The organism is Staphylococcus sp. SA22 (genome assembly GCF_054165785.1).
Genome location: NZ_JBSZQY010000006.1, coordinates 42,996 through 64,116, shown reverse-complemented (window position 1 = coordinate 64,116; position 21,121 = coordinate 42,996). Strand labels below are relative to the sequence as shown.

Annotated in this window: 36 protein-coding genes; 32 read left to right on the top strand and 4 right to left on the bottom strand. The window is 35.1% G+C overall.

From position 1 onward, the window contains the following. Positions 1-139: 139 nt before the first annotated feature. Complete coding sequence (locus tag ACXQH5_RS07120) at positions 140-304, bottom strand: SE1832 family protein (RefSeq protein ID WP_000051210.1); 165 nt, start codon at positions 302-304, stop codon at positions 140-142. Positions 305-436: 132 nt separating this feature from the next. On the opposite strand from ACXQH5_RS07120, the gene ACXQH5_RS07115 reads away from it, so the two are divergent. Continuing rightward, positions 437-1,345, top strand: coding sequence for an AEC family transporter (locus ACXQH5_RS07115; RefSeq protein WP_000139186.1), 909 nt, complete (start codon positions 437-439; stop codon positions 1,343-1,345). Between the two features lie 270 nt (positions 1,346-1,615). Beyond that, entirely contained in the window at positions 1,616-1,789 is a 174-nt protein-coding gene (locus tag ACXQH5_RS07110; RefSeq protein ID WP_103102065.1) for a hypothetical protein, read from the top strand. A 107-nt stretch (positions 1,790-1,896) separates the two neighbouring features. Here the strand turns inward: ACXQH5_RS07110 and ACXQH5_RS07105 are convergent, their stop codons facing one another. Beyond that, positions 1,897-2,760 carry a GRP family sugar transporter gene (locus ACXQH5_RS07105; RefSeq protein WP_001159898.1) on the bottom strand — a complete coding sequence of 288 codons (864 nt, stop codon included), beginning with the start codon at positions 2,758-2,760 and terminating at the stop codon, positions 1,897-1,899. Positions 2,761-2,940: 180 nt separating this feature from the next. Continuing rightward, positions 2,941-3,828: a GNAT family N-acetyltransferase gene (locus ACXQH5_RS07100; RefSeq protein ID WP_057504570.1), complete on the bottom strand. Its 888-nt coding sequence runs from the start codon at positions 3,826-3,828 to the stop codon at positions 2,941-2,943. Positions 3,829-3,893: 65 nt separating this feature from the next. Between ACXQH5_RS07100 and ACXQH5_RS07095 the strand changes: the two genes are divergently transcribed. From ACXQH5_RS07095 to stgP, 3 genes are all read left to right on the top strand, one after another. Further along, the gene (locus ACXQH5_RS07095; RefSeq protein ID WP_031844962.1) at positions 3,894-3,989 is read left to right on the top strand and encodes a hypothetical protein; all 96 of its coding nucleotides are present in this window, start codon (positions 3,894-3,896) and stop codon (positions 3,987-3,989) included. A gap of 25 nt (positions 3,990-4,014) precedes the next feature. Next, entirely contained in the window at positions 4,015-6,150 is a 2,136-nt protein-coding gene (locus ACXQH5_RS07090; RefSeq protein ID WP_000838493.1) for a DNA topoisomerase III, read from the top strand. Positions 6,151-6,262: 112 nt separating this feature from the next. Beyond that, positions 6,263-7,597, top strand: coding sequence for a 6-thioguanine permease StgP (stgP, locus tag ACXQH5_RS07085; protein ID WP_000800703.1), 1,335 nt, complete (start codon positions 6,263-6,265; stop codon positions 7,595-7,597). Positions 7,598-7,790: 193 nt separating this feature from the next. Here stgP and ACXQH5_RS07080 read toward each other — a convergent pair whose 3' ends face one another. Next, complete coding sequence (locus ACXQH5_RS07080) at positions 7,791-8,180, bottom strand: hypothetical protein (RefSeq protein ID WP_000788443.1); 390 nt, start codon at positions 8,178-8,180, stop codon at positions 7,791-7,793. Between the two features lie 356 nt (positions 8,181-8,536). Between ACXQH5_RS07080 and rpsJ the strand changes: the two genes are divergently transcribed. From rpsJ to rpsK, 27 genes are all read left to right on the top strand, one after another. Then, complete coding sequence (gene rpsJ, locus ACXQH5_RS07075) at positions 8,537-8,845, top strand: 30S ribosomal protein S10 (protein WP_001118667.1); 309 nt, start codon at positions 8,537-8,539, stop codon at positions 8,843-8,845. A gap of 27 nt (positions 8,846-8,872) precedes the next feature. Further along, positions 8,873-9,535 (top strand): 50S ribosomal protein L3, encoded by a 663-nt coding sequence (gene rplC / locus ACXQH5_RS07070; RefSeq protein WP_000160212.1) that lies wholly within the window; start codon positions 8,873-8,875, stop codon positions 9,533-9,535. Between the two features lie 26 nt (positions 9,536-9,561). Beyond that, the gene (rplD, locus tag ACXQH5_RS07065) at positions 9,562-10,185 is read left to right on the top strand and encodes a 50S ribosomal protein L4 (RefSeq protein ID WP_000024827.1); all 624 of its coding nucleotides are present in this window, start codon (positions 9,562-9,564) and stop codon (positions 10,183-10,185) included. After that, positions 10,185-10,460: a 50S ribosomal protein L23 gene (gene rplW, locus ACXQH5_RS07060; protein ID WP_000388082.1), complete on the top strand. Its 276-nt coding sequence runs from the start codon at positions 10,185-10,187 to the stop codon at positions 10,458-10,460. Before rplD ends, rplW begins: the two co-directional genes overlap by 1 nt. 32 nt (positions 10,461-10,492) lie before the next feature. Next, positions 10,493-11,326 (top strand): 50S ribosomal protein L2, encoded by an 834-nt coding sequence (gene rplB, locus ACXQH5_RS07055; protein WP_000985472.1) that lies wholly within the window; start codon positions 10,493-10,495, stop codon positions 11,324-11,326. A 66-nt stretch (positions 11,327-11,392) separates the two neighbouring features. After that, positions 11,393-11,671 carry a 30S ribosomal protein S19 gene (rpsS, locus tag ACXQH5_RS07050; RefSeq protein ID WP_000124353.1) on the top strand — a complete coding sequence of 93 codons (279 nt, stop codon included), beginning with the start codon at positions 11,393-11,395 and terminating at the stop codon, positions 11,669-11,671. A 28-nt stretch (positions 11,672-11,699) separates the two neighbouring features. Next, positions 11,700-12,053: a 50S ribosomal protein L22 gene (rplV, locus tag ACXQH5_RS07045; RefSeq protein WP_000387527.1), complete on the top strand. Its 354-nt coding sequence runs from the start codon at positions 11,700-11,702 to the stop codon at positions 12,051-12,053. A gap of 23 nt (positions 12,054-12,076) precedes the next feature. After that, positions 12,077-12,730, top strand: coding sequence for a 30S ribosomal protein S3 (gene rpsC, locus ACXQH5_RS07040; protein ID WP_000529877.1), 654 nt, complete (start codon positions 12,077-12,079; stop codon positions 12,728-12,730). Positions 12,731-12,732: 2 nt separating this feature from the next. After that, positions 12,733-13,167: a 50S ribosomal protein L16 gene (rplP, locus tag ACXQH5_RS07035; RefSeq protein WP_000926310.1), complete on the top strand. Its 435-nt coding sequence runs from the start codon at positions 12,733-12,735 to the stop codon at positions 13,165-13,167. Then, a complete protein-coding gene (gene rpmC, locus ACXQH5_RS07030) occupies positions 13,157-13,366 on the top strand; it encodes a 50S ribosomal protein L29 (RefSeq protein ID WP_000644737.1) in 210 nt (69 codons plus the stop codon). The genes rplP and rpmC overlap by 11 nt, the downstream gene beginning before the upstream one ends. 23 nt (positions 13,367-13,389) lie before the next feature. Further along, positions 13,390-13,653 carry a 30S ribosomal protein S17 gene (gene rpsQ / locus ACXQH5_RS07025; protein ID WP_000004086.1) on the top strand — a complete coding sequence of 88 codons (264 nt, stop codon included), beginning with the start codon at positions 13,390-13,392 and terminating at the stop codon, positions 13,651-13,653. A 31-nt stretch (positions 13,654-13,684) separates the two neighbouring features. Next, positions 13,685-14,053, top strand: a complete 369-nt coding sequence (rplN, locus tag ACXQH5_RS07020; protein ID WP_000615921.1) for a 50S ribosomal protein L14 — start codon at positions 13,685-13,687, stop codon at positions 14,051-14,053. Between the two features lie 35 nt (positions 14,054-14,088). Continuing rightward, positions 14,089-14,406, top strand: a complete 318-nt coding sequence (gene rplX / locus ACXQH5_RS07015) for a 50S ribosomal protein L24 (protein WP_000547687.1) — start codon at positions 14,089-14,091, stop codon at positions 14,404-14,406. A 26-nt stretch (positions 14,407-14,432) separates the two neighbouring features. Further along, positions 14,433-14,972, top strand: coding sequence for a 50S ribosomal protein L5 (gene rplE, locus ACXQH5_RS07010; protein ID WP_001080824.1), 540 nt, complete (start codon positions 14,433-14,435; stop codon positions 14,970-14,972). A gap of 22 nt (positions 14,973-14,994) precedes the next feature. Continuing rightward, positions 14,995-15,180: a type Z 30S ribosomal protein S14 gene (locus ACXQH5_RS07005; RefSeq protein WP_001140799.1), complete on the top strand. Its 186-nt coding sequence runs from the start codon at positions 14,995-14,997 to the stop codon at positions 15,178-15,180. Positions 15,181-15,211: 31 nt separating this feature from the next. Next, positions 15,212-15,610 carry a 30S ribosomal protein S8 gene (gene rpsH / locus ACXQH5_RS07000; RefSeq protein ID WP_000178881.1) on the top strand — a complete coding sequence of 133 codons (399 nt, stop codon included), beginning with the start codon at positions 15,212-15,214 and terminating at the stop codon, positions 15,608-15,610. A gap of 24 nt (positions 15,611-15,634) precedes the next feature. Further along, on the top strand, positions 15,635-16,171 hold the full coding sequence (gene rplF, locus ACXQH5_RS06995; protein ID WP_000091975.1) for a 50S ribosomal protein L6: 537 nt from the start codon (positions 15,635-15,637) through the stop codon (positions 16,169-16,171). Positions 16,172-16,201: 30 nt separating this feature from the next. Then, positions 16,202-16,561 carry a 50S ribosomal protein L18 gene (rplR, locus tag ACXQH5_RS06990; RefSeq protein ID WP_000623881.1) on the top strand — a complete coding sequence of 120 codons (360 nt, stop codon included), beginning with the start codon at positions 16,202-16,204 and terminating at the stop codon, positions 16,559-16,561. 20 nt (positions 16,562-16,581) lie between these two features. Further along, positions 16,582-17,082 (top strand): 30S ribosomal protein S5, encoded by a 501-nt coding sequence (rpsE, locus tag ACXQH5_RS06985; protein WP_000113851.1) that lies wholly within the window; start codon positions 16,582-16,584, stop codon positions 17,080-17,082. 16 nt (positions 17,083-17,098) lie between these two features. After that, positions 17,099-17,278, top strand: a complete 180-nt coding sequence (gene rpmD, locus ACXQH5_RS06980) for a 50S ribosomal protein L30 (RefSeq protein ID WP_001096577.1) — start codon at positions 17,099-17,101, stop codon at positions 17,276-17,278. A gap of 16 nt (positions 17,279-17,294) precedes the next feature. Continuing rightward, positions 17,295-17,735, top strand: a complete 441-nt coding sequence (gene rplO, locus ACXQH5_RS06975) for a 50S ribosomal protein L15 (protein WP_000766074.1) — start codon at positions 17,295-17,297, stop codon at positions 17,733-17,735. Next, positions 17,735-19,027: a preprotein translocase subunit SecY gene (secY, locus tag ACXQH5_RS06970; protein WP_000616784.1), complete on the top strand. Its 1,293-nt coding sequence runs from the start codon at positions 17,735-17,737 to the stop codon at positions 19,025-19,027. The genes rplO and secY overlap by 1 nt, the downstream gene beginning before the upstream one ends. Positions 19,028-19,043: 16 nt before the next feature. After that, positions 19,044-19,691: an adenylate kinase gene (locus ACXQH5_RS06965; protein WP_001021468.1), complete on the top strand. Its 648-nt coding sequence runs from the start codon at positions 19,044-19,046 to the stop codon at positions 19,689-19,691. 192 nt (positions 19,692-19,883) lie between these two features. After that, positions 19,884-20,102, top strand: a complete 219-nt coding sequence (gene infA / locus ACXQH5_RS06960) for a translation initiation factor IF-1 (RefSeq protein ID WP_001118443.1) — start codon at positions 19,884-19,886, stop codon at positions 20,100-20,102. Between the two features lie 31 nt (positions 20,103-20,133). Then, on the top strand, positions 20,134-20,247 hold the full coding sequence (gene rpmJ, locus ACXQH5_RS06955) for a 50S ribosomal protein L36 (protein WP_000868342.1): 114 nt from the start codon (positions 20,134-20,136) through the stop codon (positions 20,245-20,247). 22 nt (positions 20,248-20,269) lie between these two features. Next, a complete protein-coding gene (gene rpsM, locus ACXQH5_RS06950) occupies positions 20,270-20,635 on the top strand; it encodes a 30S ribosomal protein S13 (RefSeq protein WP_000090796.1) in 366 nt (121 codons plus the stop codon). A gap of 23 nt (positions 20,636-20,658) precedes the next feature. Beyond that, on the top strand, positions 20,659-21,048 hold the full coding sequence (gene rpsK / locus ACXQH5_RS06945) for a 30S ribosomal protein S11 (protein ID WP_000101625.1): 390 nt from the start codon (positions 20,659-20,661) through the stop codon (positions 21,046-21,048). Positions 21,049-21,121: the final 73 nt, after the last annotated feature.

Here is a 21,121-nt window from a genome sequence, read left to right as displayed (position 1 = left end):
TAAATCATAACGCGACAACATCTTGTGATTCTAGATGTAATTGAGCGAAAAATGAAGCAATTCATCAATATAACGTATTCAGAGCAATGCTAGTCAAATTTATGTAACGAAAAGCATTTATTGCTTGAATGATAGATTATTAATCTTGCATTTGAGCACGAACGTTTCTAATTTCATTTTCAATATCTTTAAGTTGACGAACAAGTGCGGAAGTATCTAAATTCAAAGATTCCCGTTTTTCTAAGTCACCTTGAAGACGAACATAATCATATTTAAGTTCGGCTAGTTGGTTTTCTAAAGACATACTATAACACTCCTTTGAAATATAATTAAGTGCATTTAATGTAGATTATAGCATGAAACAGTAGACTTCTAAAATATCTGTGGAGTATGTTAAAGTTATAAATTATGAAGGTTATTGAAAGAAGGGATAACAGTGACAGAACAATTTACTATGATTATTTTATTAATTGCGCTTGGTTACTTTTTGAAGCGCATTAATTTTATAAAGGCAACAGATAGTCAAGTCATTGCTACATTAGTTCTTAATGTCACACTCCCATCTTTAGTTATTGTGAATTTAAACAGTGCAGAATTAAAATTGTCATTCTCCATTTTACCAATTTTAATGATTATCTATGGTATTGTGGCGAAAATGATTGCTGTCTGGTTTTTTAGAAAATATGATAATCACATGCGTGGATCAGTAGGTATGATGACTGGTGCTATGAATATTGGATTGTTTGCATATCCACTAATTGAAGTGATATGGCCTAAAACGGGGCTTATTTATTTTGGTATGGCTGATATAGGTGGTGCCTTTGTGATGTTTGGAATTACTTACTTTGTAGGTAGCTACTTTAGTGAAGGTAGTGATCAATTCGATTTTAAATATTTAGGTAAGAAATTATTACAATCAGTGCCACTCGTTACATACATTGTAATGTTTATATTGAATATAAGTCACATCCATTTACCACATGTGGCAATCGATTTCTTTAGCATACTTTCCCATGCAAATATGCCGTTATCAATGATTTTGCTAGGTGTCATGTTGAATTTTACTCTGGAAAGAAAGTATATACGTGCTACTATTAAATATTTATGTTTGCATTATGGATTAGCATTAATTGCGGGATTGTTAGTACATGTGTTGTTACCGGTATCAGATGATATGATTAAGACGACATTGTTGGTCACTTGGATGTTCCCGGTTGGTGTCGCAATTATTTCTTATGGTATTCAGTTTAAATATCGAACACTGCCATTTATAGGTATGACGACCAATTTAACAATCATTATTAGTATCATTATTTTGTACGTGTATCAGGCAGTGTTTGTCTAGTTTACACATTTGAAGATAAAATCGATTTTAGTATTCGTAGAAAATGAGAGCCCCCTTTACCACAACATGTAAATGCATATTGTGAAAAGGGGGCTTTTATTTATGACATAGTTGTTCAACAGGCTGAGACATAAATCAATATTCTATGCTCTACGAAGTTATATTGGCAGTAGTTGACTGAACGAAAATGCGCTTGTAACAAGCTTTTTTCAATTCTAGTCAACCTTGCCGGGGTGGGACGACGAAATAAATTTTGCGAAAATATCATTTCTGTCCCACTCCCTATGCAGCTATCCACTTGATGTATATGGCACATACTTGATAAATGAATATCATCAAGATTTTAAAAGTATCGCTAATTTTAAATTCTTAAAACGCATGATTAATGTCATGATGTGTTATTGCGTTTTGTTTTTAGAGCCATGTATTTCCTGGGACATATAGAGGAACATTCAACGTAAAATTCTCGAAAATTAATTTTAATCATTCTATAAGTGAATGGTTATTTTCAGAAGCGATAACATTTTTACGTTACATGAGTATTTAACTTTCTATTTCAAATTACCTAGAATTATAGCGGCTATCACGATAATAATAATACCTGCCCAAATACCAGTCATCTGACGACGATCTTTTCTTTCTCCTAAAATGAAAATACCGCCTAAGGTTGAAACGATAACAAGTAACTGTGATAATGAGAAACTTGTAGCTACACCAACTTTTGGTTGAGAATAGAACATGAACAAGTTACCAATTCCCCAAATCACACCTGGCAATAGATTAAGTGCTGTTGATTTAAGTGATGTTTTATGATTCATGGATAGGATAAAGCCACCAATTGCCATACCGACAGATTGGAAGAACAATGCATCAGTTCCACCAACACCGAAGATGTCACCAAGTACAACGAAACCTACATATCCAACTGTAGATACAATTAAAATACCCATTGCTTTTTTAAATTCAGGATTATCTGATTGACGTTCATTTTTAGCTTTAAGTGAAGTAAGTGCTACACCAGTAACTAATAATATCATGGCGATTAAACCAAAGATAATTTGAGTCATTGAAGACCATTCACCTAAAAAGATAACGCTGAATAATGTTGTACCAACTAATTGCATACCTGTAGAAACTGGCATAGTATTTGATACACCGATTAAACTAATAGATTTAAGCTGATTCGCTTGTCCAAACGCCCATAATGCACCAGAAATAAGACCGACAATAATTACAGTAGGATTATTGAATTTTGCGAAACCAGTAATAAGTAAACCTAATCCAACAATGAGTGCGCCTAGCGTCGTACCACGAATTTGGTTGTAAGGTCCACCGCCGACGAAAACATTAATAAGAACGACACTTCCCCAGAATAAAGCAGGTAAAAGTGCGATTAAGAAATCAAGAAATTGCAAGACTACTCACTCTCCTATACTATTTATGCAAGTGCTCCCCTTAATTGACACTTGCATGTTATTGTAAAGCATTCTGCCCTAATAGTAAAAAACAACTACTTATAATTTTCAATATTTACAAAAAGTATAAAAACCCACAATACATGCTAATTATGTACTGTGGGGTATTTGCTTGGTATTTTATTCAGGGATTGTTTGATCTTTTACGTTACGTGATTCGAATTTGAATTTAATGTACTCATTGTTGATATGGAAACCTAGACCATTAAATCGTTCGATGAGTTTATTATTTTTATTACGAATTTTAAAATAAACTTTTCTAATATCAAAGTTATCAAAAGCATATTGCAATGCATACGCAAGTAACTCGAAAGCGATACCTTTCAAACGGTAATCTACATGAGAACTGAAGTATTTAATCTCGGCGATTGACTGTTGTGAATCAATTTCAAGGTATAAATAACCTTTAAGTAAACCTTCGCTAACAAATAAAAACAAATGATGATGGTCGTCTAAACTATCAATGATATCTTGCGGTGAATGTGCCTGATATTTAAATGTAGTTGTGTGTAATTTGCTGAAAGCACGATAAAACCCTTTGTGATAAGGAATGATATTTGGTTGGTGCATATCTTCTTCTAATCTTGTACGGGCTTCTATGTAATAGTCAGTGAAGTTATAACTTGCTTGAATAACTTTCATTAATGGTTTGTATTGTTGAATGCCTTCTTCAAAAGAAAAGTTAAAGACAGCATCGTCAGGTTGATTCGAAGTCATTGTTTTAAACAGCGTTTCAAACGTTTCGACAGATAATACATAATTGTCAGCCACGAAAGGGCCTATGACTTTGAATTTATTTTTATCGTATGCAAAAGACAATATGATTGCTTTGATTGAATCGTTTTCTTTAATCGAAAATACACCAGGTGATTCAATCGCATCGGTTATTAATACATCTATTTCATTGTACTGTTGAGGAAGTTTATATAAATATGATGCTGATTCATAATTCGAATGTTCAATGAACGATTTTATTTGTGTAATATCATATAACTGAACTATGCTCATGTCATTACCTCCGTACTTTTTGTTACTTTTATTATATAGTATTTCAACTGAAATGAAAGTTAATAGTGATATTAACATGTTACAATACATTTAACACATCATTTGCAATCATTGAATTTAAATCAAAGATTAGTGGAATAGATGAAGCACGTTCGATATAAAAGAACGTAAGAGAAAGGATAATTTATGAAATCTTTAATATTAGCTGAAAAACCATCAGTCGCAAGAGATATTGCTGATGCTTTACAAATAAATCAAAAGCGTAATGGTTACTTTGAAAACAACCAATATATTGTCACGTGGGCGTTAGGTCATCTAGTGACAAATGCGACACCTGAACAATACGATAAAAATTTAAAGGAATGGCGATTAGAAGACCTTCCAATTATACCTAAATATATGAAAACTGTTGTTATTGGTAAAACAAGCAAACAATTTAAAACAGTAAAAGCGTTAATTTTAGATAATAAAGTGAAAGATATTATTATTGCGACAGATGCTGGACGAGAAGGTGAACTAGTTGCAAGATTGATTTTGGATAAAGTTGGTAACAAAAAGCCACTCCGTCGATTATGGATTAGCTCAGTTACTAAAAAAGCTATTCAACAAGGGTTTAAAAATTTAAAAGACGGTCGTCAATATAACGATTTGTATTATGCAGCGTTAGCGAGAAGTGAGGCAGATTGGATTGTTGGGATTAATGCAACGCGTGCACTAACAACAAAGTATGATGCACAGCTATCCCTGGGACGTGTTCAGACACCAACGATTCAATTAGTAAATACACGACAACAAGAGATTAATCAGTTCAAACCACAACAATACTATACATTATCATTAACGGTAAAAGGGTTTGATTTTCAGCTAGAATCAAATCAGCGATATACCAATAAAGAAACTTTAGAACAGATAGTTAATAATTTGAAAAATGTCGATGGTAAGATTAAATCTGTTGCTACTAAACATAAGAAGTCGTATCCGCAATCACTGTACAATTTAACAGATTTACAACAAGATATGTATAGACGTTATAAAATTGGACCTAAAGAAACATTGAATACACTTCAAAGTTTATATGAGAGACATAAAGTCGTAACCTATCCAAGAGCAGATTCAAACTATTTAACAACCGATATGGTAGATACTATGAAAGAACGTATTCAGGCGACGATGGCAACAACATATAAAGACCAAGCACGCCCATTAATCTCTAAAACATTTTCATCAAAAATGTCGATATTTAATAATCAAAAAGTATCTGATCACCATGCAATTATTCCTACAGAAGTGAGACCTGTCATGTCAGACTTAAGTAATAGAGAATTAAAGTTATACGATATGATTGTCGAGCGTTTTTTAGAAGCTTTAATGCCTCCGCACGAGTATGACGCGATAACTGTAACTTTAGAGGTTGCAGGGCACACATTTGTTTTGAAAGAGAATGTAGCAACTGTATTAGGCTTTAAATCTATTAGACAAGGTGAATCTATTACAGAGATGCAACAGCCTTTTTCAGAAGGCGATGAAGTGAAGATTTTAAAAACAAACATTAGAGAACACGAAACAACACCTCCAGAATATTTTAATGAAGGTTCGTTATTAAAAGCGATGGAGAACCCTCAGAACTTTATTCAATTGAAGGATAAAAAATATGCGCAAACTTTAAAACAAACAGGTGGTATCGGCACAGTTGCAACAAGGGCCGACATTATCGATAAATTATTTAATATGAATGCTATTGAATCAAGAGACGGTAAAATTAAAGTAACGTCAAAAGGTAAACAAATATTAGAATTAGCACCAGAAGAATTAACGTCGCCACTTTTAACTGCACAATGGGAAGAAAAACTACTTTTAATTGAACGTGGTAAATATCAGGCGAAAACATTCATTAATGAAATGAAAGATTTTACGAAAGATGTTGTAAATGGGATTAAAAATAGTGATCGTAAATATAAACACGATAATTTAACAACCACTGAATGCCCAACGTGTGGTAAATTCATGATTAAAGTTAAAACTAAAAATGGTCAGATGCTTGTGTGCCAAGATCCATCTTGTAAGACGAAAAAGAATGTACAGCGCAAAACAAATGCAAGATGTCCAAACTGTAAAAAGAAATTAACGTTGTTTGGTAAAGGGAAAGAAGCGGTATATCGTTGTGTTTGTGGACATTCTGAAACGCAAGCACATATGGATCAGCGTATGAAGTCTAAATCCTCTGGTAAAGTATCTCGTAAAGAAATGAAAAAGTATATGAATAAAAATGAAGGTTTAGACAATAATCCGTTTAAAGATGCATTAAAGAACTTGAATTTATAGATAAAATCGAACAAAGTTGAATCAGAAAATCGAAAAGTTCGCTTTTGGTATTGTTTTTTATTAAGAATGATATTAAACTATTAAGGTATTTTAAAAAAAGGAGCATCCATTCGTGAAAAACTATTTCCAGTTCGATAAATATGGAACAAACTTTAAAAGAGAAATCTTAGGCGGTATCACAACTTTCTTATCTATGGCCTATATTTTAGCAGTTAACCCGCAAGTTTTAAGTTTAGCAGGTGTTAAAGGCGTATCAGAAGATATGAAAATGGACCAAGGTGCCATTTTTGTAGCGACTGCATTAGCAGCATTTGTAGGCTCGCTATTCATGGGGCTAATAGCTAAATATCCAATTGCGTTAGCACCAGGTATGGGATTAAATGCATTCTTTGCATTTACTGTTGTGTTAACCATGGGTATTCCTTGGCAAGTTGGTTTAACAGGTGTTTTATTCTCAGGTATATTCTTTGCGATATTAACCGTCACAGGGTTTAGGGAAGTTATTATTAATGCAATTCCTTATCAAATGAAGATGGCTGTTTCAGCAGGTATAGGATTATTTATTACATTTGTAGGTTTACAAAGTTCGGGTATTATAGTTAAAAATGAATCTACATTAGTAACATTGGGACATTTAACTGATCCACCAGTACTTTTAGCGATATTCGGTATCGTTATTACAGTTATTTTATATGCAATTAAATTGCCGGGTTCTATCTTTATCGGTATGATCATCACAGCAATCGTTGGTATGTTCACTGGATTGATTCAAATGCCAACTGGTATTGTAGGTAAGATTCCAAGTATTGAACCAACGTTCGGTGCTGCATTTGAAGCGTTTAAAGACCCAAGTCAATTATTAACGATACAGTTCTTAATTGTTATTTTAACGTTCTTATTTATTGATTTCTTTGATACAGCTGGTACATTAGTAGCCGTTGCTACTCAAGCAGGTATTATGAAAGATAATAAATTACCAAGAGCTGGTAGAGCATTGTTCTCAGATTCTTTAGCTACAATTGTAGGGTCAGTTTTTGGAACAACTACAACAACTTCTTATATCGAATCAACTTCAGGTGTTGCTGTAGGTGCTAGAACAGGATTTGCTAGTATCGTAACAGGTTGTTGTTTCCTATTAGCGCTATTCTTTAGTCCGTTAATCGCTGTTGTAACAAGTGCAGTTACAACACCAGCTTTAGTGGTGGTAGGTGTATTAATGGCTGCAAACTTTGCTGAGATAAACTGGAAAAGTTTTGAAGTTGCAGTACCAGCATTCATTACAATCATTATGATGCCTTTATCATATTCAATTGCAACTGGTATTGCGTGTGGATTTATTTTCTATCCAATTACAATGCTTATTTCTAAAAAACATAAAGAAGTACATCCGATAATGTATGTATTAATGGTACTATTCATTCTGTACTTCATATTTGTTCATGGTTAAATCCAGACACAAAAAACGACTGCCAATGATTGGTAGTCGTTTTTTTCTTTGAAGTAAGGATAAAATAAGAAGCGAAATAACATAAAGCGATATTATGAATGTCTTTAAATATCCGATATAAATATACTTCTTTTAAAATTGTTGAACGTGTTTCTTCTATATTATATATACCTAATTAAAAAGGTTTTAAGAATTATTCTCTATGTCCATCTTTGTATTGTGTGTAAATGACACGAGCATTTTTATTAGGTATATAGGTTGGCGCTGATAATACAACTAGGACAAATAGAATCATTAGGAAAAATAAAATCCAATGAATCAAAATTCCTAAGAAGGGGATAATAGCTAAAAAACTACCTACTATACCAAATATTGGAATAATCGCTATAGGTCTAATCGCATTTTGTCTATTCACTAATAAAATAATAGTAAGAATTAGATAAAGTAATGCATTAAAGAGTAAAGGCTGCCATCCAAAACTTAAAATAAACGTTGCACCTAAAAAAGGAATGCCATAGAAAAACTCACAAAGTATTAAAAAGATACCTATAAGTGCTAAAGATAATTTTGGTCCATTTTTCATATTCATTCACCACCGTTCTTATGACTAATTATATAGAATAATTTTCAATGATAATAATAAAATGATTCAAGGTACGAATTTACAATAAAGAAGGAAATAAAAAATATCTCGAAAATAGTTGAACTGACTAAGTATATAAAGTAAAATATAAAAGTATGTGTTAGACAGATAGAAAAATTATGTGAAAAGCCTTGATTTATCGATGTTTTTCGTGTAATATAACTAACGTTGGACTTTAAGAAAAGCGATGAAGCGAAAGGTTACTGACACACCCGGCCGCTTTGCCATGGCGCTGTGTAAGATAGTTTTCGTGGAGAAGTCTATCACTAAATGTAGACGAATAAGGAGGGAAAATTATGGCAAAACAAAAAATCAGAATCAGATTAAAAGCTTATGATCACCGCGTGATTGATCAATCAGCAGAGAAGATTGTAGAAACAGCGAAACGTTCTGGTGCAGATGTTTCTGGACCAATTCCGTTACCAACTGAGAAATCAGTATACACAATCATCCGTGCCGTGCATAAGTATAAAGATTCACGTGAACAATTCGAACAACGTACACATAAACGTTTAATCGATATTGTAAACCCAACACCAAAAACAGTTGACGCTTTAATGGGCTTAAACTTACCATCTGGTGTAGACATCGAAATCAAATTATAATAGACAATTTTAGGAGGTGGACTTTCGATGACCAAAGGAATCTTAGGAAGAAAAATTGGGATGACACAAGTATTCGGAGAAAACGGTGAATTAATCCCTGTAACAGTAGTAGAAGCTAAAGAAAATGTTGTATTACAAAAGAAAACTGTAGAAGTTGATGGATACAACGCAATCCAAGTTGGATTTGAAGACAAAAAAGCATACAAAAAAGATGCAAAATCTAATAAATATGCTAATAAACCAGCTGAAGGTCACGCTAAAAAAGCTGACGCAGCACCTAAGCGCTTCATTCGTGAATTCCGCAATGTAGACGTGGATGCTTACGAAGTAGGTCAAGAAGTCTCAGTAGATACTTTTGTAGCTGGCGACGTTATTGACGTAACAGGCGTATCAAAAGGTAAAGGTTTCCAAGGTGCAATTAAACGCCACGGACAATCTCGTGGACCTATGTCACACGGTTCTCATTTCCACAGAGCACCAGGTTCTGTAGGTATGGCTTCAGATGCTTCTAGAGTATTCAAAGGCCAAAAAATGCCAGGACGCATGGGTGGAAACACTGTAACTGTACAAAACTTAGAAGTAGTTCAAGTTGACACAGAAAACAAAGTTATCTTAGTAAAAGGTAACGTACCTGGACCTAAAAAAGGTTTAGTAGAAATCAGAACTTCAATTAAAAAAGGTAATAAATAATAAGAAGTGAAAGGAGGAAATGCATAATGGCTAATTATGATGTTTTAAAATTAGACGGAACTAAATCAGGTTCAATCGAATTAAGCGATGCAGTATTCGGTATTGAGCCAAATAATAGCGTTTTATTCGAAGCTATTAATTTACAACGTGCTTCATTACGTCAAGGTACGCATGCTGTTAAGAATCGTTCAGCAGTAAGCGGTGGCGGACGTAAACCATGGAAGCAAAAAGGAACAGGTCGTGCTCGTCAAGGTACAATCCGTGCTCCACAATGGCGTGGCGGTGGTATCGTATTCGGACCAACTCCAAGAAGTTATGCATACAAAATGCCTAAGAAAATGCGTCGTTTAGCTTTACGCTCAGCATTATCTTTCAAAGCTCAAGAGAATGGCTTAACTGTAGTTGACGCATTCAACTTCGAAGCTCCAAAAACTAAAGAATTCAAAAATGTATTATCTACATTAGAACAACCTAAAAAAGTATTAGTAGTTACTGAAAACGAAGATGTAAATGTTGAATTATCAGCACGCAACATCCCTGGCGTTCAAGTGACAACTGCTCAAGGTTTAAATGTTTTAGATATCACTAATGCTGACAGCTTAGTAATTACTGAAGCTGCTGCTAAAAAAGTTGAGGAGGTGCTCGGATAATGGAAGCAAGAGATATTCTTAAGCGCCCCGTAATCACTGAGAAATCTTCTGAAGCAATGGCTGAAGACAAATACACTTTCGACGTTGATACTCGTGTTAACAAAACACAAGTAAAAATGGCAGTTGAAGAAATCTTCAACGTAAAAGTTGCAAGTGTTAATATCATGAATTACAAACCTAAGAAAAAACGTATGGGCCGTTACCAAGGCTATACAAACAAAAGAAGAAAAGCGATTGTAACTCTTAAAGAAGGATCAATCGACTTATTTAACTAATAAAACAATTACCATTAAGGAGGTAAGCGACAATGGCTATTAAAAAGTATAAGCCAATAACAAATGGTCGTCGTAATATGACTTCGTTAGATTTCGCAGAAATCACGAAAACTACACCTGAAAAGTCATTATTAAAACCGCTACCGAAAAAAGCGGGACGTAACAACCAAGGTAAATTGACTGTAAGACACCATGGTGGTGGACACAAACGTCAATACCGTGTTATCGATTTCAAACGTAACAAAGATGGTATCAATGCAAAAGTTGATTCTATTCAATATGATCCAAACCGCTCAGCAAACATTGCTTTAGTTGTATATGCAGACGGTGAAAAACGATATATCATTGCTCCTAAAGGATTAGAAGTAGGTCAAATCGTTGAAAGTGGTGCTGAAGCTGACATCAAAGTTGGTAACGCATTACCATTACAAAACATTCCAGTTGGTACAGTAGTACACAACATCGAGCTTAAACCTGGTAAAGGTGGACAAATCGCTCGTTCAGCTGGTGCAAGTGCTCAAGTACTTGGTAAAGAAGGTAAATACGTATTAATCAGATTAAGATCTGGTGAAGTTCGTATGATCTTATCTACTTGCCGTGCTACAATCGGTCAAGTTGGTAACCTACAACACGAATTAGTTAACGTTGGTAAAGCCGGACGTTCAAGATGGAAAGGTATCCGTCCAACAGTTCGTGGTTCTGTAATGAACCCTAACGATCACCCACACGGTGGTGGTGAAGGTCGTGCTCCTATCGGTAGACCATCTCCAATGTCACCATGGGGTAAACCTACGCTTGGTAAGAAAACTCGTCGTGGTAAAAAATCATCAGACAAACTTATCGTTCGTGGACGTAAGAAAAAATAATATAATCAACTTATTTGGGTGTGCGGCTTAAAGCTGCACGCACATAATAAGAAGGGAGGCGCCCAAATGGCTCGTAGTATTAAAAAAGGACCTTTCGTCGATGAGCATTTAATGAAAAAAGTTGAAGCTCAAGAAGGAAGCGAAAAGAAACAAGTAATCAAAACATGGTCACGTCGTTCTACAATTTTCCCTAATTTCATCGGACATACTTTTGCAGTATACGACGGACGTAAACACGTACCTGTATATGTAACTGAAGATATGGTAGGTCATAAATTAGGTGAGTTTGCTCCTACTCGTACATTCAAAGGACACGTTGCAGACGACAAGAAAACAAGAAGATAATATCTATTAAGTAGAGGAGGACATCCTAATGGAAGCAAAAGCGGTTGCTAGAACAATAAGAATCGCACCTCGTAAAGTAAGACTAGTTCTTGACTTAATCAGAGGTAAAAATGCTGCTGAAGCTATTGCAATTTTAAAATTAACAAACAAAGCTTCATCACCAGTAATTGAAAAAGTATTAATGTCCGCTTTAGCTAATGCTGAACATAACTATGACATGAACACAGATGAATTAGTAGTTAAAGAAGCATATGCTAACGAAGGACCAACATTAAAACGTTTCCGTCCACGTGCGCAAGGTCGTGCAAGTGCGATTAACAAACGTACAAGCCACATTACAATCGTCGTAAGTGACGGTAAAGAAGAAGCTAAAGAAGCTTAATTAACTTTTAAGGAGGGAATACTGTGGGTCAAAAAATTAATCCAATCGGACTTCGTGTTGGTATTATCCGTGATTGGGAAGCTAAATGGTATGCTGAAAAAGACTTCGCTTCACTTTTACACGAAGATTTAAAAATCCGTAAATTTATTGATAATGAATTAAAAGAAGCATCAGTTTCTCACGTAGAGATTGAACGTGCTGCAAACCGTATCAACATTGCAATTCATACTGGTAAACCTGGTATGGTAATTGGTAAAGGCGGTTCAGAAATCGAAAAATTACGCAACAAATTAAATGCGTTAACTGATAAAAAAGTACACATCAACGTAATTGAAATCAAAAAAGTTGATCTTGACGCTCGTTTAGTAGCTGAAAACATCGCACGTCAATTAGAAAACCGTGCTTCATTCCGTCGTGTACAAAAACAAGCAATCACTAGAGCTATGAAACTTGGTGCTAAAGGTATCAAAACTCAAGTATCTGGTCGTTTAGGCGGAGCTGACATCGCTCGTGCTGAACAATATTCAGAAGGAACTGTTCCACTTCATACGTTACGTGCTGACATCGATTATGCACACGCTGAAGCTGACACTACTTACGGTAAATTAGGCGTTAAAGTATGGATCTATCGTGGAGAAGTTCTTCCTACTAAGAACACTAGTGGAGGAGGAAAATAATAATGTTACTACCAAAACGTGTAAAATATCGTCGTCAACATCGTCCTAAAACAACTGGTCGTTCTAAAGGCGGTAACTACGTAACATTTGGTGAGTTTGGTTTACAAGCTACAACAACGTCTTGGATCACATCTCGTCAAATCGAATCTGCTCGTATAGCAATGACACGTTACATGAAACGTGGCGGGAAAGTTTGGATTAAAATCTTCCCACATACACCATATACTAAAAAACCTTTAGAAGTACGTATGGGTGCTGGTAAAGGTGCGGTTGAAGGCTGGATCGCAGTTGTAAAACCAGGTAGAATTTTATTCGAAGTTGCTGGCGTTTCTGAAGAAGTTGCGCGTGAAGCACTACGTTTAGCAAGTCACAAACTTCCAGTAAAAACTAAGTTTGTAAAACGTGAGGAATTGGGTGGTGAAACAAATGAAAGCTAAGGAAATTAGAGACTTAACCACTTCAGAAATCGAAGAACAAATCAAATCTTCAAAAGAAGAGCTTTTTAACCTACGCTTTCAGTTAGCTACAGGTCAATTAGAAGAAACTGCACGTATTCGTACAGTAAGAAAAACGATTGCACGTCTAAAAACTGTTGCTCGTGAAAGAGAAATTGAACAAAGTAAGGCTAATCAATAATTAAGTAAGAGGAGGTTACAAAAGTGAGCGAAAGAAACGATCGTAAAGTTTATGTAGGTAAAGTTGTTTCAGACAAAATGGACAAGACTATTACAGTACTTGTTGAAACTTACAAAACACACAAATTATACGGTAAACGAGTAAAATACTCTAAAAAATACAAAACTCATGATGAAAACAATTCAGCTAAATTAGGAGACATTGTTAAAATTCAAGAAACTCGTCCTTTATCAGCAACAAAACGTTTTCGTTTAGTAGAGATTGTTGAAGAGTCAGTAATTATTTAATACAAGTATAGAGATAAGGGAGGTTTAACTAATGATCCAACAAGAAACACGCTTGAAAGTAGCAGACAACTCTGGTGCTCGTGAAGTTCTTACAATCAAAGTATTAGGTGGATCTGGTCGTAAAACAGCAAACATCGGCGATGTTATCGTATGTACTGTTAAAAATGCAACACCAGGTGGCGTTGTTAAAAAAGGTGACGTTGTCAAAGCTGTAATCGTACGTACTAAGTCAGGTGTTCGTCGTAATGACGGTTCATACATCAAATTTGATGAAAATGCATGTGTTATCATCCGTGATGACAAAGGCCCACGTGGTACTCGTATCTTCGGACCTGTTGCTCGTGAATTACGTGAAGGTAACTTCATGAAAATCGTATCATTAGCACCAGAAGTACTTTAATTAATAACAACCAATACAAATAAGGAGGTGCCCACATGCATATCAAAAAAGGTGACAACGTTAAAGTTATCGCAGGTAAAGACAAAGGTAAAGAAGGTAAAGTAATCGCTACTCTACCTAAAAAAGACCGTGTCGTTGTGGAAGGTGTTAACATTATGAAAAAACACCAAAAACCAACTCAATTAAATCCTGAAGGTGGAATCTTAGAAACAGAGGCAGCAATCCATGTTTCTAATGTACAATTATTGGACCCTAAAACAAACGAACCAACTCGTGTAGGTTACAAATTTGTTGATGGTAAAAAAGTTCGTATCGCTAAAAAATCTGGCGAAGAAATTAAATCTAATAATTAATAACAAGTTGAAAGGAGGATCCCACTTTGAACCGTTTAAAAGAAAAGTTTAACACTGAAGTTACTGAAAACTTAATGAAAAAATTCAATTATAGTTCAGTAATGGAAGTACCAAAAATAGATAAAATCGTTGTGAACATGGGTGTAGGTGACGCAGTACAAAATTCTAAAGTATTAGACAATGCTGTTGAAGAATTAGAATTGATCACTGGTCAAAAACCATTAGTAACTAAAGCTAAAAAATCAATCGCGACTTTCCGTTTACGTGAAGGTATGCCAATCGGTGCGAAAGTAACACTTCGCGGTGAAAGAATGTATGAATTCTTAGACAAATTAATTTCAGTATCATTACCACGTGTACGTGACTTCCAAGGTGTTTCTAAAAAAGCATTTGACGGACGCGGTAACTACACTTTAGGTGTTAAAGAACAATTAATTTTCCCAGAAATCGACTATGATAAAGTAAGTAAAGTTAGAGGAATGGATATTGTTATCGTAACGACTGCTAACACTGATGAAGAAGCTCGTGAATTGTTAGCTAACTTCGGTATGCCATTCCGTAAATAATTATTTAAAGGAGGCTAATTAAGTGGCTAAAACTTCAATGGTTGCTAAGCAACAAAAAAAACAAAAATATGCAGTTCGTGAATACACTCGTTGTGAACGTTGTGGCCGTCCACATTCTGTATATCGTAAATTTAAATTATGCCGTATTTGTTTCCGTGAATTAGCTTACAAAGGCCAAATCCCTGGCGTTCGTAAAGCTAGCTGGTAATAAAAAAGAGTCTGAAAGGAGGCAACAATCAATGACAATGACAGATCCAATCGCAGATATGCTTACTCGTGTAAGAAACGCAAACATGGTGCGTCACGAGAAGTTAGAATTACCTGCATCAAATATTAAAAAAGAAATTGCTGAAATCTTAAAGAGTGAAGGTTTCATTAAAAATGTTGAATACGTAGAAGATGATAAACAAGGTGTACTTCGTTTATTCTTAAAATATGGTCAAAACGATGAGCGTGTTATCACAGGATTAAAACGTATTTCAAAACCAGGTTTACGTGTTTATGCAAAAGCTAGCGAAATGCCTAAAGTATTAAATGGTTTAGGTATTGCATTAGTATCAACTTCTGAAGGTGTAATTACTGACAAAGAAGCAAGAAAACGTAATGTTGGCGGAGAAATTATCGCATACGTTTGGTAATAAAAAATAAGGAGGTGCCATAACATGAGTCGTGTTGGTAAGAAAATTATTGACATCCCTAGTGACGTAACAGTAACTTTTGATGGAAATCATGTAACTGTTAAAGGTCCTAAAGGTGAATTATCAAGAACTTTAAATGAAAGAATGACATTCAAACAAGAAGAAAACACAATTGAAGTTGTAAGACCATCTGATTCTAAAGAAGATAGAACAAACCATGGTACAACTCGTGCTTTATTAAACAATATGGTACAAGGTGTTTCTCAAGGATACGTAAAAGTACTTGAACTTGTTGGTGTAGGTTACCGTGCTCAAATGCAAGGTAAAGACTTAATCCTTAACGTTGGTTATTCTCACCCAGTAGAAATTAAAGCTGAAGAAAACATTACTTTCTCAGTTGAGAAAAACACAGTCGTTAAAGTTGAAGGTATTTCAAAAGAACAAGTTGGAGCATTAGCATCTAACATCCGTTCAGTAAGACCTCCAGAGCCTTACAAAGGTAAAGGTATTCGTTACCAAGGTGAATACGTTCGCCGTAAAGAAGGTAAAACTGGTAAATAATAGATAAACTCTAAAGAAAGGAGTATTGAAATGATCAGTAAAATTGATAAAAATAAAGTGCGTTTAAAAAGACATGCTCGTGTTCGTACTAACTTATCAGGTACAGCTGAAAAGCCACGTTTAAACGTATATCGTTCAAACAAACATATCTACGCTCAAATTATTGATGATAATAAAGGCGTAACATTAGCTCAAGCTTCTTCAAAAGACAGCGACATTGCTACTACAGCAACTAAAGTTGAATTAGCAACTAAAGTCGGTGAAGCAATTGCTAAAAAAGCTGCTGACAAAGGCATTAAAGAAATCGTATTTGACCGTGGAGGATATTTATATCACGGACGTGTTAAAGCATTAGCTGAAGCAGCAAGAGAAAGCGGATTAGAATTTTAATTTAAAGGAGGGACAAATACATGGCTCGTAGAGAAGAAGAGACGAAAGAATTTGAAGAACGCGTTGTTACAATCAACCGTGTAGCAAAAGTTGTAAAAGGTGGTCGTCGTTTCCGTTTCACTGCATTAGTTGTAGTTGGAGACAAAAATGGTCGTGTAGGTTTCGGTACTGGTAAAGCTCAAGAGGTACCAGAAGCAATCAAAAAAGCTGTTGAAGCAGCTAAAAAAGATTTAGTAGTTGTTCCACGTGTTGAAGGTACAACTCCACACACAATTACTGGCCGTTACGGTTCAGGAAGCGTATTTATGAAACCGGCTGCACCTGGTACAGGAGTTATCGCTGGTGGTCCTGTTCGTGCCGTACTTGAATTAGCAGGTATCACTGATATCTTAAGTAAATCATTAGGATCAAACACACCAATCAACATGGTTCGTGCTACAATCGATGGTTTACAAAACCTTAAAAATGCTGAAGATGTTGCGAAATTACGTGGCAAAACAGTAGAAGAATTATACAATTAAGGAGGGAAAACTAGTTATGGCTAAATTACAAATTACCCTCACTCGTAGTGTTATTGGTCGTCCTGAAACACAACGTAAAACTGTTGAAGCTTTAGGTCTTAAAAAGACTAACAGTTCAGTAGTTGTTGAAGATAACCCTGCTATTCGTGGGCAAATCAACAAAGTTAAGCACTTAGTAACAGTAGAAGAAAAATAATCAAGGAGGTGCCGAAATGAAATTACATGAGTTAAAACCGGCAGAAGGTTCACGTAAAGAACGCAATCGTGTTGGACGTGGTGTTGCGACAGGTAACGGTAAAACAAGTGGTCGCGGACACAAAGGTCAAAAAGCTCGTTCAGGCGGTGGTGTAAGACCAGGATTCGAAGGTGGTCAATTACCATTATTCCGTCGTTTACCAAAACGTGGTTTTACTAACATAAATCGTAAAGAATATGCTATTGTTAACTTAGACCAACTTAATAAATTTGAAGATGGTACTGAAGTAACTCCAGCTTTATTAGTAGAATCTGGTGTTGTTAAGAATGAAAAATCTGGTATCAAAATACTAGGTAATGGTTCACTTGATAAGAAATTGACAGTGAAAGCTCATAAATTCTCAGCTTCAGCAGCAGAAGCTATTGATGCTAAAGGTGGAGCACACGAGGTGATCTAATGATTCAAACCCTTGTGAACTTCTTTAGAACAAAAGAGGTTCGTAACAAGATTTTCTTCACACTAGCAATGTTAGTAATTTTTAAAATAGGGACTTATATACCAGCTCCAGGAGTTAATCCTGCAGCTTTTGATAATCCCCAAGGTTCTCAAGGTGCCACTGAGTTATTAAATACTTTTGGTGGCGGAGCCTTGAAACGATTTTCTATTTTTGCAATGGGTATTGTACCCTACATCACTGCATCAATCGTAATGCAATTATTACAAATGGATATTGTCCCTAAATTCTCAGAATGGGCAAAACAAGGTGAAGTAGGTAGAAGAAAGTTAAATAACGTTACTCGTTATTTAGCAATTTCTTTAGCATTTATCCAATCTATAGGTATGGCATTCCAATTTAATAATTATCTCAAAGGTGCGCTGATTATCAATCAGTCAATTATGAGTTATTTATTAATAGCACTAGTTTTGACAGCAGGAACTGCTTTCTTAATATGGCTTGGTGATCAAATCACTCAGTTCGGTGTTGGTAATGGTATTTCTATTATCATATTTGCGGGTATTTTATCAACGTTGCCAGCCAGTCTAATTCAATTTGGACAAACTGCGTTCGTTGGGCAAGAAGATACATCATTAGCATGGTTGAAAGTATTAGGACTTTTAGTGTCACTGATATTATTAACTGTAGGTGCTATTTATGTACTTGAAGCCGTTCGTAAAATTCCGATTCAATATGCTAAGAAACAAACTGCTCAAAGATTAGGTTCACAGGCAACTTATCTACCTTTAAAAGTGAACTCAGCCGGTGTTATTCCTGTAATCTTTGCAATGGCGTTCTTCTTACTGCCTAGAACATTAACGTTGTTCTATCCAGATAAAGAATGGGCACAAAACATTGCGAATGCTGCAAATCCTTCAAGTAATGTTGGTATGGTTGTATATATTGTACTAATTATACTATTCACATACTTCTATGCATTTGTACAAGTTAATCCGGAAAAAATGGCTGATAACCTTAAGAAACAAGGTAGCTATGTTCCAGGTATTAGACCTGGTGAACAAACCAAAAAGTATATTACTAAAGTTTTATATCGTTTAACTTTTGTAGGTTCTATCTTCTTAGCCGTTATTTCAATTCTACCGATATTAGCAACTAAGTTTATGGGATTACCACAATCAATTCAGATTGGTGGTACAAGTTTACTTATCGTTATTGGTGTAGCGATTGAAACAATGAAATCTTTAGAAGCTCAAGTATCTCAAAAAGAATATAAAGGCTTTGGTGGTAGATAATTTTAGGAGGGCACTTATGAATATCATTTTGATGGGTTTACCTGGCGCAGGTAAAGGAACTCAAGCAAGTGAAATTGTCAAGAAATTCCCAATACCCCACATTTCAACTGGTGACATGTTCAGAAAAGCTATAAAAGAAGAAACTGAATTAGGTAAAGAAGCTAAGTCTTATATGGACCGTGGCGAATTAGTTCCTGATGAAGTGACTGTAGGTATCGTTAAGGAAAGAATTTCTGAAGACGATGCAAAAAAAGGCTTTTTATTAGATGGCTTCCCAAGAACAATCGAGCAAGCTGAGGCATTAAATAATATTATGTCTGAGCTTGATAGAAACATTGATGCTGTCATCAATATCGAAGTTCCGGAAGAAGAATTAATGAACCGTCTTACAGGTCGTCGAATCTGTGAGTCATGTGGTACAACGTATCATCTTGTATTTAATCCTCCGAAGGTCGAAGGTATTTGTGATATCGATGGTGGTAAATTGTATCAACGAGAAGATGATAATCCTGAAACGGTAGCTAATCGTTTGAGTGTTAATATTAAACAATCTAAGCCTATTTTAGATTTCTATGATCAAAAAGGTGTATTGAAAAATATTGATGGTTCAAAAGATATTAGCGACGTTACCAAAGATGTCATTGATATTTTAGATCATTTGTAATAGATCAACTTTTAGCGGTCTATTTTAAGTGAGGCATGATTTAATCATATTAGATAGATGAGAGTGGCAATTAACGATAATTAATTCCCGTAATTTTTGTTTAACTTATAAAATTAATCACTGATAGATTCGTAACAATAAAGTTGTCTATTGACGATTACCTTACTATTGCAAAAAGGGGGAAGTTAATCAATGGCTAAACAAGATGTAATTGAATTAGAAGGTACTGTATTAGATACTTTACCGAACGCAATGTTTAAAGTAGAATTAGAAAATGGTCATGAGATTTTAGCTCACGTAAGTGGTAAAATCAGAATGAATTACATTCGTATTCTACCTGGCGACAAAGTAACTGTTGAGATGTCTCCGTACGATTTAACACGCGGAAGAATTACTTATCGTTATAAATAATCGTCACTCCATAATATAGGGAGGTATAAAAATGAAAGTAAGACCATCAGTAAAACCTATTTGCGAAAAATGTAAAGTCATTAAACGTAAAGGTAAAGTAATGGTAATTTGTGAAAATCCAAAACACAAACAAAGACAAGGTTAATAAAAGAGAGGTGTAAATTAATATGGCACGTATTGCAGGAGTAGATATTCCACGTGAAAAACGCGTAGTTATCTCATTAACTTATATATACGGTATCGGTACGTCAACTGCTCAAAAAATTCTTGAAGAAGCTAACGTATCAGCTGATACTCGTGTGAAAGATTTAACTGATGACGAATTAGGTCGCATCCGTGAAGTTGTAGACGGTTATAAAGTCGAAGGTGACTTACGTCGTGAAACTAACTTAAATATCAAACGTTTAATGGAAATTTCATCATACCGTGGTATCCGTCACCGTCGTGGTTTACCAGTTCGTGGTCAAAAAACGAAAAACAACGCGCGTACTCGTAAAGGACCAGTTAAAACGGTAGCTAACAAGAAAAAATAATAGGTAAAGGAGGCAAATTTTAAATGGCACGTAAACAAGTATCTCGTAAACGTAGAGTGAAAAAGAATATTGAAAATGGTGTAGCACACATCCGTTCAACATTCAACAACACTATTGTAACTATCACTGATGAGTTCGGTAATGCTTTATCATGGTCATCAGCTGGTGCATTAGGATTCAAAGGATCTAAAAAATCAACACCATTTGCAGCACAAATGGCTTCTGAAACTGCATCTAAATCAGCTATGGAGCATGGTTTAAAAACAGTTGAAGTAACAGTTAAAGGACCTGGTCCAGGTCGTGAATCAGCTATTCGTGCATTACAATCTGCAGGTTTAGAAGTAACTGCGATCAGAGACGTTACTCCAGTACCTCATAACGGTTGTCGTCCACCAAAACGTCGTCGTGTATAATTTATGATGGTATTGTTACAGGTCACTGAGCAAACATTTTAAATTAAGTCGACGTATATAAGGAGGATATTTA

Bases quoted from the DNA above. Each gene is read 5' to 3' on its own strand.
- ACXQH5_RS07120 (WP_000051210.1), bottom strand. From the start codon at position 304: ATGTCTTTAGAAAACCAACTAGCCGAACTTAAATATGATTATGTTCGT.
- ACXQH5_RS07100 (WP_057504570.1), bottom strand. From the start codon at position 3,828: ATGAGCATAGTTCAGTTATATGATATTACACAAATAAAATCGTTCATT.
- ACXQH5_RS07090 (WP_000838493.1), top strand. From the start codon at position 4,015: ATGAAATCTTTAATATTAGCTGAAAAACCATCAGTCGCAAGAGATATT.
- ACXQH5_RS07080 (WP_000788443.1), bottom strand. From the start codon at position 8,180: ATGAAAAATGGACCAAAATTATCTTTAGCACTTATAGGTATCTTTTTA.
- rpsJ (WP_001118667.1), top strand. From the start codon at position 8,537: ATGGCAAAACAAAAAATCAGAATCAGATTAAAAGCTTATGATCACCGC.
- rplC (WP_000160212.1), top strand. From the start codon at position 8,873: ATGACCAAAGGAATCTTAGGAAGAAAAATTGGGATGACACAAGTATTC.
- rplD (WP_000024827.1), top strand. From the start codon at position 9,562: ATGGCTAATTATGATGTTTTAAAATTAGACGGAACTAAATCAGGTTCA.
- rplW (WP_000388082.1), top strand. From the start codon at position 10,185: ATGGAAGCAAGAGATATTCTTAAGCGCCCCGTAATCACTGAGAAATCT.
- rplB (WP_000985472.1), top strand. From the start codon at position 10,493: ATGGCTATTAAAAAGTATAAGCCAATAACAAATGGTCGTCGTAATATG.
- rpsS (WP_000124353.1), top strand. From the start codon at position 11,393: ATGGCTCGTAGTATTAAAAAAGGACCTTTCGTCGATGAGCATTTAATG.
- rplV (WP_000387527.1), top strand. From the start codon at position 11,700: ATGGAAGCAAAAGCGGTTGCTAGAACAATAAGAATCGCACCTCGTAAA.
- rplP (WP_000926310.1), top strand. From the start codon at position 12,733: ATGTTACTACCAAAACGTGTAAAATATCGTCGTCAACATCGTCCTAAA.
- rpmC (WP_000644737.1), top strand. From the start codon at position 13,157: ATGAAAGCTAAGGAAATTAGAGACTTAACCACTTCAGAAATCGAAGAA.
- rplN (WP_000615921.1), top strand. From the start codon at position 13,685: ATGATCCAACAAGAAACACGCTTGAAAGTAGCAGACAACTCTGGTGCT.
- rplX (WP_000547687.1), top strand. From the start codon at position 14,089: ATGCATATCAAAAAAGGTGACAACGTTAAAGTTATCGCAGGTAAAGAC.
- rpsH (WP_000178881.1), top strand. From the start codon at position 15,212: ATGACAATGACAGATCCAATCGCAGATATGCTTACTCGTGTAAGAAAC.
- rplF (WP_000091975.1), top strand. From the start codon at position 15,635: ATGAGTCGTGTTGGTAAGAAAATTATTGACATCCCTAGTGACGTAACA.
- rplR (WP_000623881.1), top strand. From the start codon at position 16,202: ATGATCAGTAAAATTGATAAAAATAAAGTGCGTTTAAAAAGACATGCT.
- rpsE (WP_000113851.1), top strand. From the start codon at position 16,582: ATGGCTCGTAGAGAAGAAGAGACGAAAGAATTTGAAGAACGCGTTGTT.
- rpmD (WP_001096577.1), top strand. From the start codon at position 17,099: ATGGCTAAATTACAAATTACCCTCACTCGTAGTGTTATTGGTCGTCCT.
- rplO (WP_000766074.1), top strand. From the start codon at position 17,295: ATGAAATTACATGAGTTAAAACCGGCAGAAGGTTCACGTAAAGAACGC.
- secY (WP_000616784.1), top strand. From the start codon at position 17,735: ATGATTCAAACCCTTGTGAACTTCTTTAGAACAAAAGAGGTTCGTAAC.
- ACXQH5_RS06965 (WP_001021468.1), top strand. From the start codon at position 19,044: ATGAATATCATTTTGATGGGTTTACCTGGCGCAGGTAAAGGAACTCAA.
- infA (WP_001118443.1), top strand. From the start codon at position 19,884: ATGGCTAAACAAGATGTAATTGAATTAGAAGGTACTGTATTAGATACT.
- rpmJ (WP_000868342.1), top strand. From the start codon at position 20,134: ATGAAAGTAAGACCATCAGTAAAACCTATTTGCGAAAAATGTAAAGTC.
- rpsM (WP_000090796.1), top strand. From the start codon at position 20,270: ATGGCACGTATTGCAGGAGTAGATATTCCACGTGAAAAACGCGTAGTT.
- rpsK (WP_000101625.1), top strand. From the start codon at position 20,659: ATGGCACGTAAACAAGTATCTCGTAAACGTAGAGTGAAAAAGAATATT.